General features: G+C 43.2%; 12 protein-coding genes. 9 read left to right on the forward strand and 3 right to left on the reverse strand.

The genetic code is table 11. The features are described from left to right. Positions 1-19: 19 nt before the first annotated feature. From ade to ACYVBM_RS00970, 4 genes are all read left to right on the forward strand, one after another. Positions 20-1,651 (forward strand): adenine deaminase, encoded by a 1,632-nt coding sequence (gene ade, locus ACYVBM_RS00955; RefSeq protein ID WP_460683732.1) that lies wholly within the window; start codon positions 20-22, stop codon positions 1,649-1,651. A gap of 248 nt (positions 1,652-1,899) precedes the next feature. After that, positions 1,900-2,679: a LiaF transmembrane domain-containing protein gene (locus ACYVBM_RS00960; RefSeq protein WP_460683733.1), complete on the forward strand. Its 780-nt coding sequence runs from the start codon at positions 1,900-1,902 to the stop codon at positions 2,677-2,679. A gap of 187 nt (positions 2,680-2,866) precedes the next feature. After that, the gene (locus ACYVBM_RS00965; RefSeq protein WP_460683734.1) at positions 2,867-3,871 is read left to right on the forward strand and encodes a sensor histidine kinase; all 1,005 of its coding nucleotides are present in this window, start codon (positions 2,867-2,869) and stop codon (positions 3,869-3,871) included. A gap of 1 nt (position 3,872) precedes the next feature. Continuing rightward, positions 3,873-4,610, forward strand: coding sequence for a LytR/AlgR family response regulator transcription factor (locus ACYVBM_RS00970; protein ID WP_460683735.1), 738 nt, complete (start codon positions 3,873-3,875; stop codon positions 4,608-4,610). Positions 4,611-4,653: 43 nt separating this feature from the next. Here ACYVBM_RS00970 and ACYVBM_RS00975 read toward each other — a convergent pair whose 3' ends face one another. Next, the gene (locus tag ACYVBM_RS00975; protein ID WP_460683736.1) at positions 4,654-5,940 is read right to left on the reverse strand and encodes a PQQ-dependent sugar dehydrogenase; all 1,287 of its coding nucleotides are present in this window, start codon (positions 5,938-5,940) and stop codon (positions 4,654-4,656) included. A 106-nt stretch (positions 5,941-6,046) separates the two neighbouring features. Here ACYVBM_RS00975 and ACYVBM_RS00980 point away from each other — a divergent pair, with 106 nt between their 5' ends. Then, positions 6,047-7,213 (forward strand): ATP-binding protein, encoded by a 1,167-nt coding sequence (locus tag ACYVBM_RS00980; RefSeq protein WP_460683737.1) that lies wholly within the window; start codon positions 6,047-6,049, stop codon positions 7,211-7,213. A gap of 119 nt (positions 7,214-7,332) precedes the next feature. On the opposite strand, the gene purD is transcribed toward ACYVBM_RS00980, so the two are convergent. Further along, positions 7,333-8,616: a phosphoribosylamine--glycine ligase gene (gene purD, locus ACYVBM_RS00985; protein WP_460683738.1), complete on the reverse strand. Its 1,284-nt coding sequence runs from the start codon at positions 8,614-8,616 to the stop codon at positions 7,333-7,335. Between the two features lie 207 nt (positions 8,617-8,823). Between purD and ACYVBM_RS00990 the strand changes: the two genes are divergently transcribed. The 3 genes from ACYVBM_RS00990 (at position 8,824) to ACYVBM_RS01000 (ending at position 14,293) form a co-directional block, all read left to right on the forward strand. Further along, entirely contained in the window at positions 8,824-10,581 is a 1,758-nt protein-coding gene (locus ACYVBM_RS00990) for a peptide MFS transporter (protein WP_460683739.1), read from the forward strand. Positions 10,582-10,796: 215 nt separating this feature from the next. Next, positions 10,797-12,473, forward strand: coding sequence for a peptide MFS transporter (locus ACYVBM_RS00995; protein ID WP_460683740.1), 1,677 nt, complete (start codon positions 10,797-10,799; stop codon positions 12,471-12,473). 305 nt (positions 12,474-12,778) lie between these two features. Continuing rightward, on the forward strand, positions 12,779-14,293 hold the full coding sequence (locus tag ACYVBM_RS01000; protein WP_460683741.1) for a peptide MFS transporter: 1,515 nt from the start codon (positions 12,779-12,781) through the stop codon (positions 14,291-14,293). Positions 14,294-14,384: 91 nt separating this feature from the next. On the opposite strand, the gene ACYVBM_RS01005 is transcribed toward ACYVBM_RS01000, so the two are convergent. Continuing rightward, a complete protein-coding gene (locus ACYVBM_RS01005; RefSeq protein ID WP_460683742.1) occupies positions 14,385-15,287 on the reverse strand; it encodes a hydroxypyruvate isomerase family protein in 903 nt (300 codons plus the stop codon). A 121-nt stretch (positions 15,288-15,408) separates the two neighbouring features. Between ACYVBM_RS01005 and ACYVBM_RS01010 the strand changes: the two genes are divergently transcribed. Further along, positions 15,409-16,365 (forward strand): formylglycine-generating enzyme family protein, encoded by a 957-nt coding sequence (locus ACYVBM_RS01010; RefSeq protein WP_460683743.1) that lies wholly within the window; start codon positions 15,409-15,411, stop codon positions 16,363-16,365. Positions 16,366-16,382: the final 17 nt, after the last annotated feature.

Raw genomic sequence — 16,382 nt, forward strand, 5'->3', positions numbered from 1 at the left:
GTTATTTAAAACATAAATTATGCAGGCCATAACAGGCAATTACGTAGACATAAAACAACGGCTCATATTCCCGGCATCCATATTTGTTTCGGATGGGAAAATAACCGCTATTCATAAGCTCGATATGCCTGCTCCGGAAGCCGGGTTTATCATTCCCGGGTTCATCGACAGCCATGTGCATATTGAAAGCAGCATGCTTGTGCCTTCGGAGTTTGCCAGGCTGGCTGTAGTACATGGCACGGTAGCTACGGTAAGCGATCCGCATGAAATTGCCAATGTATGCGGTATGGCAGGTGTAGAATATATGATCGGAAATGGCAGTACCGTACCTTTTAAATTCAATTTTGGCGCGCCAAGCTGTGTACCTGCAACCACTTTTGAAACAGCCGGCGCAATGCTGAATGTTAATGATGTGAAAGCATTACTGCAAAGGAAAGAGATCAAATACCTGAGCGAAATGATGAACTTCCCGGGAGTACTTCAGGAAGACCCGGAAGTGATACAAAAAATCAGAGCAGCCCTGGATGCAGGGAAACCGGTTGACGGTCATGCCCCGGGCTTACGCGGAGATGATGCAAAAAAATATATCAATTCGGGCATCAGTACCGATCATGAATGTTTTACTGCCGAAGAAGCACTGGATAAATTAAAACATGGCATGAACATCCTTATCCGGGAAGGAAGCGCTGCTAAAAACTTTGAAGCATTGATACCCCTGCTGAATAATTACCCGGATCAGATCATGTTTTGCAGCGATGACAAGCACCCCGACAGCCTGGTGGCCGCTCATATCAACGATCTTTGTGCAAGGGCTGCCGCTAAAGGAATAGATGTGTTCAACATACTCCGGGCGGCCTGTATAAATCCGGTGGCACATTATACGCTGGATGTAGGACAGTTGCAGGTGGGCGATCCTGCAGATTTCATACTGGTTGAAGACCTGCAAAATTTTAAGGTGAAGCAAACCTATATCAATGGGCAACTGGTGGCGGAAAACGGTAAGAGCTTTATTACTTCGCAGCCTGCGGCTATTATCAATAATTTCAGCTGTACCCCTAAGTTGCCGCAGGACTTTGCTGTTACTGTAACGAATGATGAAACCATTCCGGTGATTGAAGCATTGGATGGACAGCTTATTACTCACAAGATTTTTGTAAAACCCAAAATCCAAAACGGTTCCGTTATAAGCGATATTGATAGGGATATTTTAAAAATTGCAGTGATTAACCGCTATGCCGATGCCCCCATAGCCACCACCTTTATTAAAAATTTCGGGCTGAAAAAGGGGGCACTGGCATCTTCTGTTGCGCACGACAGCCATAATATTGTTGCCGTAGGTGTGGATGATGACAGCATCTGCAGAGCTGTAAACCTGGTCATAGAACAAAAAGGAGGTATAAGCGCCGCAAATCTTTTACAGGACAGGATAGAGACCATTTTACCGCTACCTGTAGCCGGCCTAATGAGCAAAGAAGACGGGTATAAAATAGCCAAAGCCTACACCGCTATTGATGCAATAGCAAAGCAGATGGGAAGCCCCCTGAGTGCTCCCTTTATGACACTATCATTTATGGCATTGCTGGTAATCCCTGAACTGAAATTAAGTGACAAAGGATTGTTTGACGGAGGAACATTTCAGTTTATTGAATAAAGACTCCTAGAAAGAACCTGTATGGTATATTCTGAACCAGGCAGCGGTATTACGATAAGGCCTCGTTGCGTCGCACTCTTCAGCGGTAATATTACTATGAACAGCATACGCTTTTCCAACTTCCAGACTTTCCGGTCCCCTGCTTTTCACCGACCCAACCCCGCCATTTACCGATATATTAGGTTTATATACAATAAATATGTTGCTTTAGCAGTTGTGGCGTGCTATTTTTACTTAAATTTAAAAAAATGAGCGAAAACAATATATACAACACAGAAATGTATAAAGGTGAACCAGGCAGCTATCCAGATCCCGGAAATTTCAGGCCCCGTCAGTCTCAAAGTCATGTATGGATAGGAGGATTCCTGTTAGTGATCGGTGTTGCCTATTTATTGAAACGTATAGGAATCCATTTGCCCGAGTTCCTTTTCTCATGGCAAATGTTCCTGATTGCACTGGGAGTTTTCATTGGCATCCGCAAAAACTTTGAAGGCCCGGGATGGATGATCCTGATCCTGATCGGTTCAATATTTCTCATCAATGAGTTTTTTGTTTTTGGTGAATTAAGAAGATTCATACTTCCCATTATTCTCATTGGTTCCGGTCTGTTCTTCATTTTCCGGCCTAAGGGATCTAAAAGCTATATACAGTTCGATGAAAGCGGTACTACCCCGCTTGCAGGAGCCAGTGGCCAGGATTACATAGATACTACCTCTATTTTTGGCGGCTCTAAAAAGAAAGTTTTTTCCAAAAGCTTCAGGGGAGGCGAAATGACCAATGTTTTTGGAGGCAGTCAAATAGATCTTAGTCAGGCCGATCTGTCCGGAACTGCGGTTTTAGAAGTTACGGCGCTTTTTGGCGGCGCTACCTTAATTGTGCCCTCTCACTGGAACGTAATTTCTGAAGCAGTTGCTATTATGGGCGAAGTTAAGGACAAGCGCGTTATGCAGACCCTTCCCGATACCAATAAAACTTTACTGATAAAAGGCACTGTTATTTTCGGAGGTATTGACGTAAAGAGTTTTTAAATTGCAGCAGGAAAGACCGAAGTCGGCAGGTTTGGGCAGCCCAAAAGAACGGCTGGAAGCTGGAAGGAGTATTATTACAGGCATCCCTTTCTGCCCACTCCCGGCTTGTGTATTTCCTGGCCTATTTATTATTCATTATTAATTACTCATTGAATTAATGCCTTCCCCTCTTTCAGCAAAACGGTTTTTGTTTTACCTTATACTTGGCTGGGTAGTGCTGGTGATAGCGCAGGTATTAATCTTCAGCCGCCTGTTCACTTTCCCGGTCAGGATTGTCATTACTGACAGCCTGGTAAGCATAACTATGCTGTTGTTAGTGAGCCTGCTGGTACTAAATATCACCAAATATTACCTGCCTACCTCCTACCAGTATGCAGGCATTATTGCTTCATCGCTGGTGTTGTCGCTGCTATGGCTGCTTATTACCAACAGCTTTCTTAAAATAATTTTCGACAGCTATATAGCCTACCTGGGGTTTCTGCATAACTCACTGGTCATAAGATTCACATTCGCCTTTCTTTTATTAACCATTGTTACCATTGCATCTATTTTATGGCACAACTGGCATGAACGCCAGAAAGAATCGCAACGGAAGGCCGATGTAGAAGCGCTTTCGCGCGAAGCAGAATTATTTAAACTACGCCAGCAGCTACAGCCACACTTTTTGTTTAACAGCCTTAACTCTATTAATGCACTCATTGGCCTTGATCCGCAGCAGGCACGGAAAATGGTGCAGCAGCTTTCAGATTTCTTACGCGGCACGCTTAAAAAAGAAGAGTCGCAAATGGTAACGCTGGAAGAAGAGATCACCTACCTTAACCTGTATCTTGAGATAGAAAAAGTACGGTTTGGGAACAGGCTTCGAACCCGGATAGATATCAGCGAAGGATGCAAAACGGCACTATTGCCTACTTTGCTGCTGCAGCCTATTGTTGAAAATGCAATTAAGTTCGGGCTTTATGATACAACAGGACAAACATTGATTACCATTACCTGCCATTCAGAACAGCAGGAGCTGATCATTATGGTTTCCAATCCGTACGACCCCGAAACATCAGTACCTAAAAAAGGCACGGGCTTTGGGCTTTCTTCTATTAAAAGGCGATTATATTTGTTATTCGCCCGCAATGACCTGTTATATACAAATGCCAAAGACAATATTTTTGAAACAATTGTAAAAATACCCCAATAATATGGCCAAAGTTATAATAATAGATGACGAATTTTTAGCACGGAGCATGGTAAAGGAATATTTAAAAAAGCATCCGAAACTGGAAATTGCAGCAGAGTGCAGTGATGGCTTTGAAGGCCTGAAAGCTATACAGGAACATGAGCCCGACCTGATCTTTTTAGATATACAGATGCCCAAGATCAGCGGCTTTGAAATGCTGGAGCTGGTAGAAAATCCGCCTGCGGTGATCTTTGCTACAGCATTTGACGAATATGCCATTAAAGCTTTTGAGGCCCATGCTATTGACTACCTGCTTAAACCTTTTGACCAGGAACGCTTTGATAAAGCCATAGCAAAATTCATGGTGCAAAACAGGCCAGCGGCAACAGAAAGCACCAGAGCGCTTTTAAACGATACCCAGTTGCCAGGCAGCAACACCCGTATTGTGGTAAAGAACGGAAGCAAGATAAAGATCATACCGGTGCAGGAAGTTTTATACCTGGAGGCTGCCGATGATTTTGTGAAGATCTTTACCAAAGAAGGCTATTATCTTAAAAACAAAACCATGGCTTTCTTTGAATCGTTCTTACCTGCAGATATGTTTGTTCGCAGCCACCGTTCTTTTATTGTAAATATCCAGGAGATCACCCGTATCGACCCTTATGAAAAGGATGGACATGTAGCCATACTCAAAAACGGAGCTAAAATCAACGTTAGCCGTAACGGATATGGAAAGCTGAAAGGAGTACTGGGCTTATAAAACGCGCAGGCCTGTAAGGTTTTGAAAACTTTATAGATCAAATTTATTTCTCTGCACTTACTTTCCAGATAATACCAGCGGTATCGTCATTTACCAGCAACGACCCATCAGGTGTAACAGCCACACCAACCGGCCTTCCATGAACCTCGCTTTTTGCTTCATTAGCAATAAAGCCTGTTAAAAAATCTTCTGGCGGCTGAGGTTTTCCATTTTTAAAAGGAATAAAAACCACTTTATACCCCGAAAGAACGGAACGATTCCAGGAGCCATGCTGGCCAACAAAAGCGCCATTTTTATATTTAGCCGGGAATTGCCGGCCTGTATAAAAGACCAGGCCAAGAGATGCCGTATGAGGGCCCAAAGCTACATCCGGAATGATGGCTTTATTCACCAGCTCCAGGTGAGGATCACCTGCCCAGCGCGGGTCTTTGATCTTACCAAAGTAGCTGAACGGCCAGCCATACCAGCCGCCAGGTTTAACGCTGGTAGCATAGTCGGGAACCAGGTTGTCTCCCAGTTCATCGCGCTCATTTACTGCGGTCCAAAGCTCGCCGGTTACGGGATTCCAATCCATACCAACAGGATTCCGCAAACCATTTGCATAAACCTGCTTACCAGACCCATCAGGGTTTACTTCAAATATCAGTGCCCGCCCGTCCTCGGCATCAATACCATGCTCCCCGGCATTGCTTCCTGAGCCTACGCTGATGTATATTTTATTTTTCGCTTTATTGGTAATAATATTCCGGGTCCAGTGATTGTTATAACCTCCTGCATATAATTCTGTAATTTTTTCTCCAGGTATAGTAACCAGCGTATCACCGGCTTTATAAGGGAAACGGTATAACCCGTCCGTATTGCCAACATAAAAATAATCTCCCAACACCAACATGCCGAAAGGACGGTTCAGGTTTGTAAGGAAAACATATTTAGCATCTGCAATACCATCTTTGTTTACATCTCTGAAGAGTAAGATCCTGTTTGCCGATTGCCTTGTGCCTGCTTCTGAAACAAAAACATCCCCGTTAGGTGCAATGTAGGTCCACCGCGGATTTTGCAGTCTCTCCGCAAAACGGGTAACTATAAAGCCTTCAGGTGCTTGGGGGGCTTCACCTTCAGGCCATCCAATGGTTCTGCTGTTCTTTCTTGCCGATACGGTTTTATAGGGTGGTTCTAAAGTAAGCGGCCCCACTGCTGTTTGAACGGTTACGGGCGGCTGGGCAGCCAGCTGAGCTTTCGTATCGTCATTTACTTTACTAACCTGTGCGCTAGCATATAAAGATACGTTTAGCAGAAGGTAAGAAGCCAGCTTCATTTTCATATGTGCCATTAAAAGGAATTTACTATAAAGATATTCAATTATGATAAGTTAGCCAATAATTATTAACCATGAAATTTAAAAATACAATTTTCAAATTTCATGGTATATTTGAAATATGATACATAGAAAAATGGAAGAAACGGCACTGAAACTGCTCAAACATTTTCCGGCTGTAGCCCTGCTGGGACCCAGGCAGGTAGGTAAAACCACACTGGCTAAAAACCTGGTAAAGCGGTTAGAAAAGAAGAATATTTATTTAGACCTGGAGCGGCCTACAGACCAACTAAAACTGGCAGATGCGGAGGCCTATCTGCAATTTCATGTTGACAAATGTGTAATAATGGATGAGATACAGTATCTCCCGCAATTATTTAGCGTGCTGCGCCCTCTTATCGATGAAAAACGCAAGCCAGGCCGGTACCTGCTTACGGGGTCGGCCTCACCGGAACTGGTAAAAGGAGTATCCGAATCGCTTGCGGGTCGCATTGCTTATACTGAGCTGCCCCCCGTAGGACTTACAGAATTACCGAAAACTATTTCACAACAAAGGCACTGGTTCCGGGGCGGGTTTCCCGATTCACTAACCGCCAAAACGGATGTACTGAGCCGGCAATGGCTGGACCACTTTATTAAAAGTTATATTGAACGGGACCTGAACCTTTTTTTTCGTGTAACGTTGAACCCGTTGATTGTACGCCGGTTCTGGCAAATGCTGGCGTACAATAACGGCGGCGTTTTCAATGCCGGCAATTTTGCACGGGCGTTGGGCATTACCAACCCTACAGTGCAACGATACCTGGACCATTTAGAAGGAGCTTTTTTAATAAGAAGGTTACAGCCATGGTTTGCAAATATTAACAAGCGACTGGTGCGATCGCCTAAAATATATATCCGCGACAGCGGCCTGCTTCACCGGCTGGCACAAGTAAATACTATGGAGGAACTCAGAGGGAATGTGCTCATCGGTGCATCATGGGAAGGATATGCGATTGAGCAAATCGTGCAGTTGCTGCCGGAGACCTTATCTCCTTATTTTTACCGCACGCACAATGGGGCAGAGTTAGATCTGCTGCTGATAAAGCGCAACAAGCCGTATGCCGCCATCGACATAAAGGTAAGTACCAGCGCTCAACCATCGCGTGGCTTTTATGAATCTATAAACGCCCTGAAGCCTGCAAAAAGTTTTATTATCTCACCATTAGGAGAGGCTTATCCTGCAGCAAACGGCACCCTGCGGTGTAACCTGAAATATTTCTTAACTGAAGAATTGCCAAGATTATGAACCATGAAAATTAAAAATTGTATTTTTAATTTTCATGGTTCATAGTTTTTATATTTTTATTAAAAAAACTATAAGCTGCTCTTTCTATATTGTATATCACTGCTTAAAAAACGTTTCTTTTAAAGGAACTCATACCCTATATCCCTTCTGTAATACATATCGTCAAACCGGATACCGGATAATGTTTTTTTAGCAGTATTAATCGCGTCTTTAATGGTATCGCCAAATGAAGTAACACACAGCACCCGGCCACCATTGGTTACTATTTGCCCTTCCTGGGCTTTTGTGCCGGCATGAAAAATGATGGCCTCCTCCAACTCCTTCGAAGCAGAAGGAAATACAATTTTATATCCTTTTTCAAAACTTCCGGGATAGCCGCCGCTTACCGCAACCACCGTAGCCGCGGAGCGCGGATCTGTTTCAATGTTTACACCGCTTAGTTTATTTTGTGCTGCGGCCAGGCAAAGTTCAGCAAGATCGTTCTTTAACCTTGGCATCACTACTTCTGTTTCGGGGTCGCCCATGCGGCAGTTGTACTCAATTACATAAGGCTCGTTACGCACTTTTATCAAACCAATAAATATAAACCCCGTATAATTGATGCCCTCTTTGCACAGGCCATTTACGGTAGGTTGAATAATTTTTTCTGTTACCTTCTGCATCAAATCATCCGAAGCAAAAGGCACCGGGCTTACAGCGCCCATGCCGCCGGTGTTCAGGCCTGTATCCTTTTCGCCAATGCGCTTATAATCTTTAGCTTCGGGCAACAATACATATTCTTTTCCGTTGGTAAGAATAAAAACGCTCATCTCAATCCCGTCCAGGAACTGCTCTACCACTACGGTTTTGCCGGCATCGCCAAACTTGGCCTGCATCAGCATGGCTTCAAACTCAATGATAGCATCGGTATGATTGTCGCAAATAACCACACCTTTACCGGCAGCCAGGCCATCGGCCTTTAATACAATAGGTAAAGAATGGGCTTTTAAATAATTCACGCCCTCATCAAAATCCTTAGCCGAAAACTCACGGTAAGCCGCTGTAGGAATATGATGTCTTTGCATAAAAGCCTTGGCAAAAGCCTTACTTCCCTCTAGTTGGGCGCCCAGCTGCGACGGACCTATAAAATGGATATGCTTTAGTTCTTCTTTCTGAAAATGATCCCAGGCGCCTTTTACCAAAGGCTCTTCCGGGCCTGCTATTACCATTTCAATATCATGATCCAGGCAAAACTTTCCCATTGCTCCAAAATCTGTAACAGCAATGGCGACATTAGTACCACATTGTGCCGTACCAGGATTGCCGGGTGCAATGAACAGCTCATGTTTACCCTGTCCTCTTTCTTTAATATTCCAGGCAAGCGCATGTTCCCTGCCACCGCCGCCAAGTATCAGTATTTTCATGTTCCAGTATCGTTTTTAAAGTTGGTGAAGGTAATAAATCTGCAAGGAAGGCGTGGGAATTGAGCCGGTGATTTTTTTTAGCGAAAAAGAACAGCCTAACGGGCGCGAAGGATCACAAAAAAGTTTTTTATCGCCCGCTAACCTGTTTCGGAGATCACTTTCGGGTAAATTCCTATATTTACTCATCTTGTTTTAAATATAATTCGTATGCCGGAAACCCAAAATGATTTTTTTAAGAGCCGTGTATTAGGACATCCTTCGGGGTTGTTCGTCTTATTCTTTACAGAAATGTGGGAACGGTTCTCCTTTTATGGAATGCGTGCCTTGCTGGTAATGTTCTTAACCGCTGCTTTATTTGACGGCGGCTGGAGCTGGACGCGTGAGCAGGCTATGGCCTTATTTGGCTCTTATGTTGGACTGGTGTACTTATCTACTATGCTGGGAGGATATTTTGCCGATAAAAAAATAGGATACCGCTTAGCAGTGGTAGTGGGGGCCTTGCTGATGACCATGGGCCATGCTTCTATGGCCATAGAAACCCGGTTTTCCATTTATCTCGGTTTGATATTACTGGTTTTTGGCAATGGTTTTTTCAAGCCTAATATGACTTCTATCATTTCCGAGATGTATAAAGACCGTCCCGATAAAAAAGATGGGGCTTATACCATTTTTTATATGGGTGTAAATGCCGGTGCTTTTTTTGGTATTTTACTATGCGGGTACCTCGGGGAAAAGGTAGGATGGAGCTGGGGGTTTGGCCTGGCAGGCGTGTTTATGCTTTTCGGGCTTATACAGTTCTGGCTGGCGCAGGATATTTTCGGTACAATTGGCTTGAAACCTAAAAAGAAAGATGCAGCTGCATTAGAAAAAGCTAAATCAGAATTGGGCAATGATCAGCTGAATCCCTTTTCGGGCGCACAGCTGGCACTTATAGGCTTAATGGTAGCGCTGGGATTATTATGGATCATTTTTGAACCCGCGAAGCTGATCACAAACGGCAGGATCGATATTTTTAATTTCAGTGTAATAGGGCTATCAGGCAACAACTTCACAATATTATTAGCCCTGGCATTATTCATAGTACTGCTGATTTACAGGCTGTCCCGTTATGCCAAAATTACAAGAGACAAAATGATCGCCGTTTCGTTCTTTGCTTTTTTAACTATGTTCTTCTGGGCCATTTTTGAGCAATCGCCGGGAACGCTTACCATTTTTGCAAAAGATTATACCAACCGGATCCTGGAAGGTAATGCAGGTACTATCTTCAAAGTAGTAAATGCACTGATCACCATTATTCCATTAAGCATCATTACCTGGGTATTATTTAAGCTATTCGGGCAAACATTTAAAAAATTTACTGTTTCGAACCTCATTTTAGCTTCCAGCTTTTTTATCATCTGGTGTATTGCTATCTGGATGCTCTATAACCAGTTCTCCGAAAAAACACTGGAGGTGCCCGCTTCCTGGTTTTCTACTTTAAATTCTTTATTCATCATCAGCCTGGCACCGTTATTTTCGAAATGGTGGAGCAGTAAATATAATCCTTCAGCAAATATAAAGTATGCCATTGGAATGGGTTTGCTGGCACTGGGAATGGTTGCTGTTGCTGTGGGCGCAGGTGCTATTGAGCCGGGCGCCAAAACGGCTTCTGTAAGTATGGTCTGGCTGATACTGGTATACCTGTTTCATACTATGGGAGAGCTTTGCATATCGCCGGTCGGCCTGTCGTATGTAAGTAAACTGGTACCCGGACGCATGATTGCTGTGATGTTTGGGATATGGTACCTTGCAGTAGCCATTGGTATGAAAGGTGCTGCCAAATTTGGCGAGAATGTAGATAAGATCGCCGATGAAAAGGGAATCAGCTATTTCTTCTGGATGCTGGCCGGTGTTTCGTTTACAGTAGCCGTAATATCTATTTTATTTGGTCCTGTTATTAAAAAGCTTATGCACGGAGTACGGTAACTTTTTTTTAGTTCTACATTGAACACGGTTTCTGTATGTAAGTATATAGTGTTTGTATACTTCACAAAGGGATAAAACAGGGTCTCTTTTATTAGATGGCCGGCGGCGCCTGATGCCACTAGGCATGGGGAAAACCGTTTCCATATCCGGCCTCTTTTGTTTTTTCCGTACTTTGGATGCGCTTTATTTAATTTAGTAGCCAAAATATGAATACAATGGAAACGTTATCGACCAAAACTAAGCATCCTAAAGGTTTATGGGTTCTGTTTGGAACAGAAATGTGGGAACGCTTTAATTTCTACGGAATGCGTGCGCTCCTCACTTTATTTATGATCAATTCTCTGGGAATTATCGAGTCTGAAACTTCTATTATTTATGGCGGATTTTTAGCACTATGTTATTTAACTCCCATGCTTGGAGGTTTTATAGCTGATAAATATTTCGGTAACAGGAATTGTATTCTTTTGGGTGGATCACTGATGGCTATCGGCCAATTGGTACTATTTATCAGCGCCACTTCTTTTCCCCAAAATATGGATCTTGCCAAAATGCTTCTTTGGATAGGGCTGGGTATCATTATCCTGGGTAATGGATTTTTTAAACCGAACATATCCTCAATGGTAGGCAGCCTGTATCCCAAACAGGAGAAAAGTAAATTAGATTCTGCTTTTACTATTTTTTATATGGGTATCAACCTGGGCGCTTTCTTGGGCCAGCTGATCTGCCCTTTATTAGGAGATGTAAAGGATGTAGATGGCGTAAGGGATATTCACGCTTTCAGATGGGGGTTCCTGGCAGCTTCTATGGCTATGATGATAGGTACCCTTACCTTCTTTCTTCTAAAAAACAGATATGTTGTAACTCCGGAAGGAAGACCCATTGGCGGACTTCCTAAAAATAACACCGTCGAAGATTTTGACGAAGGCGAGGCCCAGTCAGCCAGCTTTTCCAGAAAGTCCATTGTTGTTGCGGTTATAGCTTTTATTGGACTTTGCCTCTTATTTCATTTTGCTGCAGGCCAAAATATTGTGTATGCACTGGTATATGCCGCGGGTTTAACCTTAGCCGGGTTGATCATATCTGATACTTCTATTACAAAAGTTGAGAGGGACCGGATACTGGTGATCTATGTAGTTTCGTTCTTTGTCATCTTCTTCTGGGCAGCATTTGAGCAGGCAGGTTCTTCCCTTACTTTTATTGCGGATAACCAAACAGACCGGAACTTTTTTGGATGGAACATGCCGCCATCGATGGTGCAAATCTTTAACGGATTATTTATTGTAGTACTGGCCGTACCTTTTAGCATGTTATGGGACAAATTAAGATCCCGGGGCAAAGAGCCGGTATCTCCCTTAAAACAAGCCTTTGGTTTACTGATCATCGCTTTAAGTTATTTCATCATTGCCCATAATGTTAAAGACCTTGGCAATACCGGGTTATTAGCTATTAAATGGCTGATACTGCTTTACCTGTTACAAACCTGTGGCGAACTTTGCCTCTCGCCGATTGGCCTTTCCCTGGTTGGAAAACTGGCTCCTAAAAGATTTGCCTCACTTCTGTACGGTGTATTTTTTATATCCAATGCCGCGGGTTATGCCCTGGCCGGAACACTGGGGTCTATAATGCCTGCTACCGGCGATAAGTTTAAAAAAGCAAGCGAGCTGGGCTTTAACCTCCGGGATATCCTGGATAAAAAAGTAACGCTTACCGCTGAACAGGCCGAACTCTTTGCCAAGAACCAGATACCCACATCAAATCATGTATTTGCCGGTTTTGAAATACATAACCTGTACGAGTTTTTTATGGTTTTTGTTGTACTGTGCGGCATTGCAGGCGTTATTTTAGCATTGGTATCACCATTTTTAAAGAAAATGATGCACGGTATAAAATAAACTGGTTGAGCCATACATAACAAAGAACAGCTTCTTATTGGGAGCTGTTTTTTATGTTACTGAAGAATCATTACACTTAAAATGAGTAGTGAATGGTCCGTTTTGAATATATATCCGAAATTACTCACTATTCACTAGTGACAACTCCCACTTAACTTAACACCAGGCCCTGTTATTATTGACAGGAGAGAAATCTGTCGCATATCATACCATTTGTATATACAACGGAAGCCTTTGTAACGTCCTATATTTTCACCAGCAAGTATTTAAGTTTTCATTATCTTTCCTTTTTACTTTTACGCCTCATGCAAACTTTAGAACAAATCCAGGACTTTAAGGGCAAATATCCCAGGCAGCTATGGTCGTTATTCTTTTCAGAAATGTGGGAACGCTTCTGTTTTTATGGTATGCGGGGCATGCTGGTATTCTTCATGATATCCCAGTTAAATTTCGCAGACGCCAAAGCCAATCTTCAATACGGCGCTACACAGGCTTTTGTGTATGCCTTTACTTTTATCGGAGGGCTTTTTGCCGATAAGATACTGGGGTTTAGAAAATCGCTGTATTGGGGCGGTTTGTTGATGATTGTGGGTAGTATTATACTGTCAGTAGATCCGCACAAATTCTTCTTTTTAGGTATTTCGTTCACTGTGATTGGTACAGGCTTTTTCAAGCCCAACATTTCAACAATGGTGGGATATTTATATAAAAGAGGAGATGTGCGAACCGATGCAGGCTTTTCCCTTTTTTATGCTGGCATTAACCTGGGCGCGCTTATTGGCGGTTATATGTGCATTGCCATAGGCAAAGGAGAAATGTTTGCTTCTTTTGTTCCCGAAGACAAAAGATGGAATGTGGCATTCAGCCTCGCAGCAGTGGTAATGGTCATCAGCCTGGTTAATTTTATTTTTACCCAGAAAATATTAGGGCCTATAGGTTTGCAACCCCAGGCTGTATTGGCTGATGGCAGCAACCGGCCAATAGCTAAATGGAAAGAATATACTGTTTATGTCGGTACTTTATTGCTAATACCGGTTATTATGAAAATGGTATCGCAAACACAGTACACCGATTATTTTATGTGGACAATAGGGCCACTCACACTTTTATATTTGTTTTACGAAATGACCAAAGTAACACCGGCTGAGCGTAAAAAACTGATCGCAGCTTTGGTGTTCATCTTATTCTCCATATTGTTCTGGGGCATTTATGAACAAAGCGGAGGTTCACTTAGTATTTTTGCAGCTAAAAATCTTGACAATAATATACTGGGCCTGCATCTTGATCCCAATGGTGTAAATAATTCGGGCGGCTCATTCTTCATTATCTTTCTAGCTCCGTTGATAGGGCTATTATGGATATGGCTGAACAGGAAAAAAACAGAACCCAACACCGTGGTAAAATTTGGCCTGGGCTTTTTATTTTTAGGGGCAGGATATTATTTCTTGTTTGGTACCCGATGGTTTGCCAATTTGCAGGGCGTAACCTCTTTAAACTTTTTTACACTGGCATTGCTGGTAATTACGTTGGGAGAGCTGTGTCTTTCGCCAATAGGACTTTCCATAATGACCAAACTCTCCACAAAAAATTTACAGGGTATGATGATGGGTTTGTGGTTTTTGGCCAGCGCTTACGGGCAGTATGTTGCAGGACGTATTGGTGCGGGCATGGCAGAAGTAAAAGAAGGCGCCACTAATTACGATGCTTTGTTAACATATACCGACGGTTATAAACAGCTGGCCTTTTATGCAGTGATAGCCGGCGTAATACTGATCGCCCTGTCACCGCTTATGAAAAAGCTAATGCAGGAAATAAAATAGAACCCTTTGTCCAGGGTTTCTGACCCCGGGTTTTTCGACGATAACCAGTGCACAATCCATAACCGGCAACGAGCCCCCGGATTTCGCAATCTTAAAAGCTATCCACCTCCCGGTAAGCCTGCACCAGCCGAGCTTCGCCTTCTTTCCCGGGCTTCGATATCCCATGCTCCATGCCTACAACACCTTTATACTCTTTGTCATATAAAAACTTAAATACGTTTTTATAATTGATCTCTCCTGTTGTTGGCTCTTTACGCCCCGGGTTATCCCCCACCTGTATATAAGGGATTTCATCCCAGCACATCTCCAGATTTTTTATAAGATTACCTTCATTTTTTTGCATATGATAGGCATCATATAATATTTTACAGCTCGGGCTATCCACAGCTTTGCATATTTCATAGGTTTGAGCTGAGTGACGCAGGAACAGATCGGGTGTATCACTTAAGGGTTCCAGTACCATTACAATACCATGAGGCTCAAAGATCTCAGCACCGCGCCGCAACGCTTCAATTACATTGGCGGTTTGTATTGCCAGGGGCAACGACTTTTCAAAATCTCCCGGCACTACAGTCACCCATTTTGCGTTACAACGTTTAGCTACTTCAACAGATTTACGGCAACCTTCGAGGAAGATATCCACATGCTCTTTCTTTTTAGCGGCAAGTGTATTAGCACCGTTACCACCTTTAGGCACTACAAAAACTCCCATGCGCATATCCAGCTTAGCCAGTGTATCTCCTATCCGGGCCTGCATTTCAGGTGTTCTGCCCGTCATACCGTTATCTTCAATTGACCGGAAACCAAGATCATGCATATACTTGATCTGATCTATGAATTCCTTCCCGGCGCTGTTGGTAAACATGCCTTCATGAGGGGCATAATCCAGGTGAAATGTTTTATCACTAACTCTGGTGCTTTTTCCGAAAACGGCAGGGCTAGCCAATACACCTGTAGAAAGCAGCGTATTTTTTAAGAATGACCTTCGTTGCATCGTTACTATTTTTTGCCAAGATAACTTTAAAAAAGTTACCGGCATCTGAAAAATTTTGCAAAACCCTGGTTAAAAATGTTTTGCAGGGCAATTTCAGATTTTGTTTTATACCTTTATCGTTATGCGAAACATAGTATTAGCTGTTTTTGGGGCAATTGCCTTTTTGAATAGCCACGCTCAAAATCATTCTTTTAAGAAGTATGACCAAACCCTTCCCGGTTCAACGGTAAAATTTACAATGGTGCCCATACCCGCCGGTACTTTCTTATGGGGTAGTCCGGCCTCCGATCCTAATAAAGAGGAAGATGAGACGCCACAAAAAGAGGTAAAAATTGATGCCTTCTGGATGGGGGAAAAAGAAGTAACTTTTGAAGAGTTTCTTACTTTTTTTGCTGATGAGCATTTTTCGAGGAACTCGAAAATAGACGCCATAACACGCCCCAGTATACCTTATGTTGACCCATCTGCTGCTGTCGGAGGAGATGACCAAACCTATCCGGCTATTAATGTAAAACAATTCTCAGCTTTAATGTACTGCCGCTGGCTGTATAAAAAGACAGGGATCTTTTACAGGCTTCCGTCAGAAGCCGAATGGGAATATGCGGCCCGGGCAGGAAGCAAAACCATTTATCCCTTTGGTGATAATGCTTCTTTATTAGATGAATATGCCTGGTATAGCAAAAACAGCAACGATTCTTTAAAGCACGGTGGACTAAAAAAGCCTAATGCCTGGGGACTTTACGATATGCTCGGTAATGCCCAGGAATGGGTATTGGACCAATACCAGGAAAATTATTACGCCACTATCAATGATAAGGCCGTTAACCCTATCAGGATACCGGAAGTAAAACATCCGGGGCTGGTTCGGGGAGGCTCTTATAAAAACGACGCTGCAGACTTACGCCCGGCCAACCGCATTGCGTCCAGCCTCGACTGGAGCAAAAGCGACCCCCAAATTCCAAAAAGCCAGTGGTGGAACACTGATGCTCCTTTTGTTGGATTCAGGATCGTACGGCCCCTGAAACAACCTACAGCCGAAGAAGCCGACCGTTTCTTCAAACAATTTACCGGAAGATAGCATACATTACCAAAAAA

It is taken from the genome of Niabella aquatica (assembly GCF_054779315.1).

Excerpts from the sequence above, each read along its gene's own strand:
- ACYVBM_RS00975 (WP_460683736.1), bottom strand. The coding sequence starts at position 5,940 with ATGGCACATATGAAAATGAAGCTGGCTTCTTACCTTCTGCTAAACGTA.
- ACYVBM_RS00970 (WP_460683735.1), top strand. The coding sequence starts at position 3,873 with ATGGCCAAAGTTATAATAATAGATGACGAATTTTTAGCACGGAGCATG.
- ACYVBM_RS00960 (WP_460683733.1), top strand. The coding sequence starts at position 1,900 with ATGAGCGAAAACAATATATACAACACAGAAATGTATAAAGGTGAACCA.
- ACYVBM_RS01010 (WP_460683743.1), top strand. The coding sequence starts at position 15,409 with ATGCGAAACATAGTATTAGCTGTTTTTGGGGCAATTGCCTTTTTGAAT.
- ACYVBM_RS01000 (WP_460683741.1), top strand. The coding sequence starts at position 12,779 with ATGCAAACTTTAGAACAAATCCAGGACTTTAAGGGCAAATATCCCAGG.
- ACYVBM_RS00980 (WP_460683737.1), top strand. The coding sequence starts at position 6,047 with ATGATACATAGAAAAATGGAAGAAACGGCACTGAAACTGCTCAAACAT.
- ACYVBM_RS00995 (WP_460683740.1), top strand. The coding sequence starts at position 10,797 with ATGGAAACGTTATCGACCAAAACTAAGCATCCTAAAGGTTTATGGGTT.
- ACYVBM_RS01005 (WP_460683742.1), bottom strand. The coding sequence starts at position 15,287 with ATGCAACGAAGGTCATTCTTAAAAAATACGCTGCTTTCTACAGGTGTA.
- ade (WP_460683732.1), top strand. The coding sequence starts at position 20 with ATGCAGGCCATAACAGGCAATTACGTAGACATAAAACAACGGCTCATA.
- purD (WP_460683738.1), bottom strand. The coding sequence starts at position 8,616 with ATGAAAATACTGATACTTGGCGGCGGTGGCAGGGAACATGCGCTTGCC.
- ACYVBM_RS00990 (WP_460683739.1), top strand. The coding sequence starts at position 8,824 with ATGCCGGAAACCCAAAATGATTTTTTTAAGAGCCGTGTATTAGGACAT.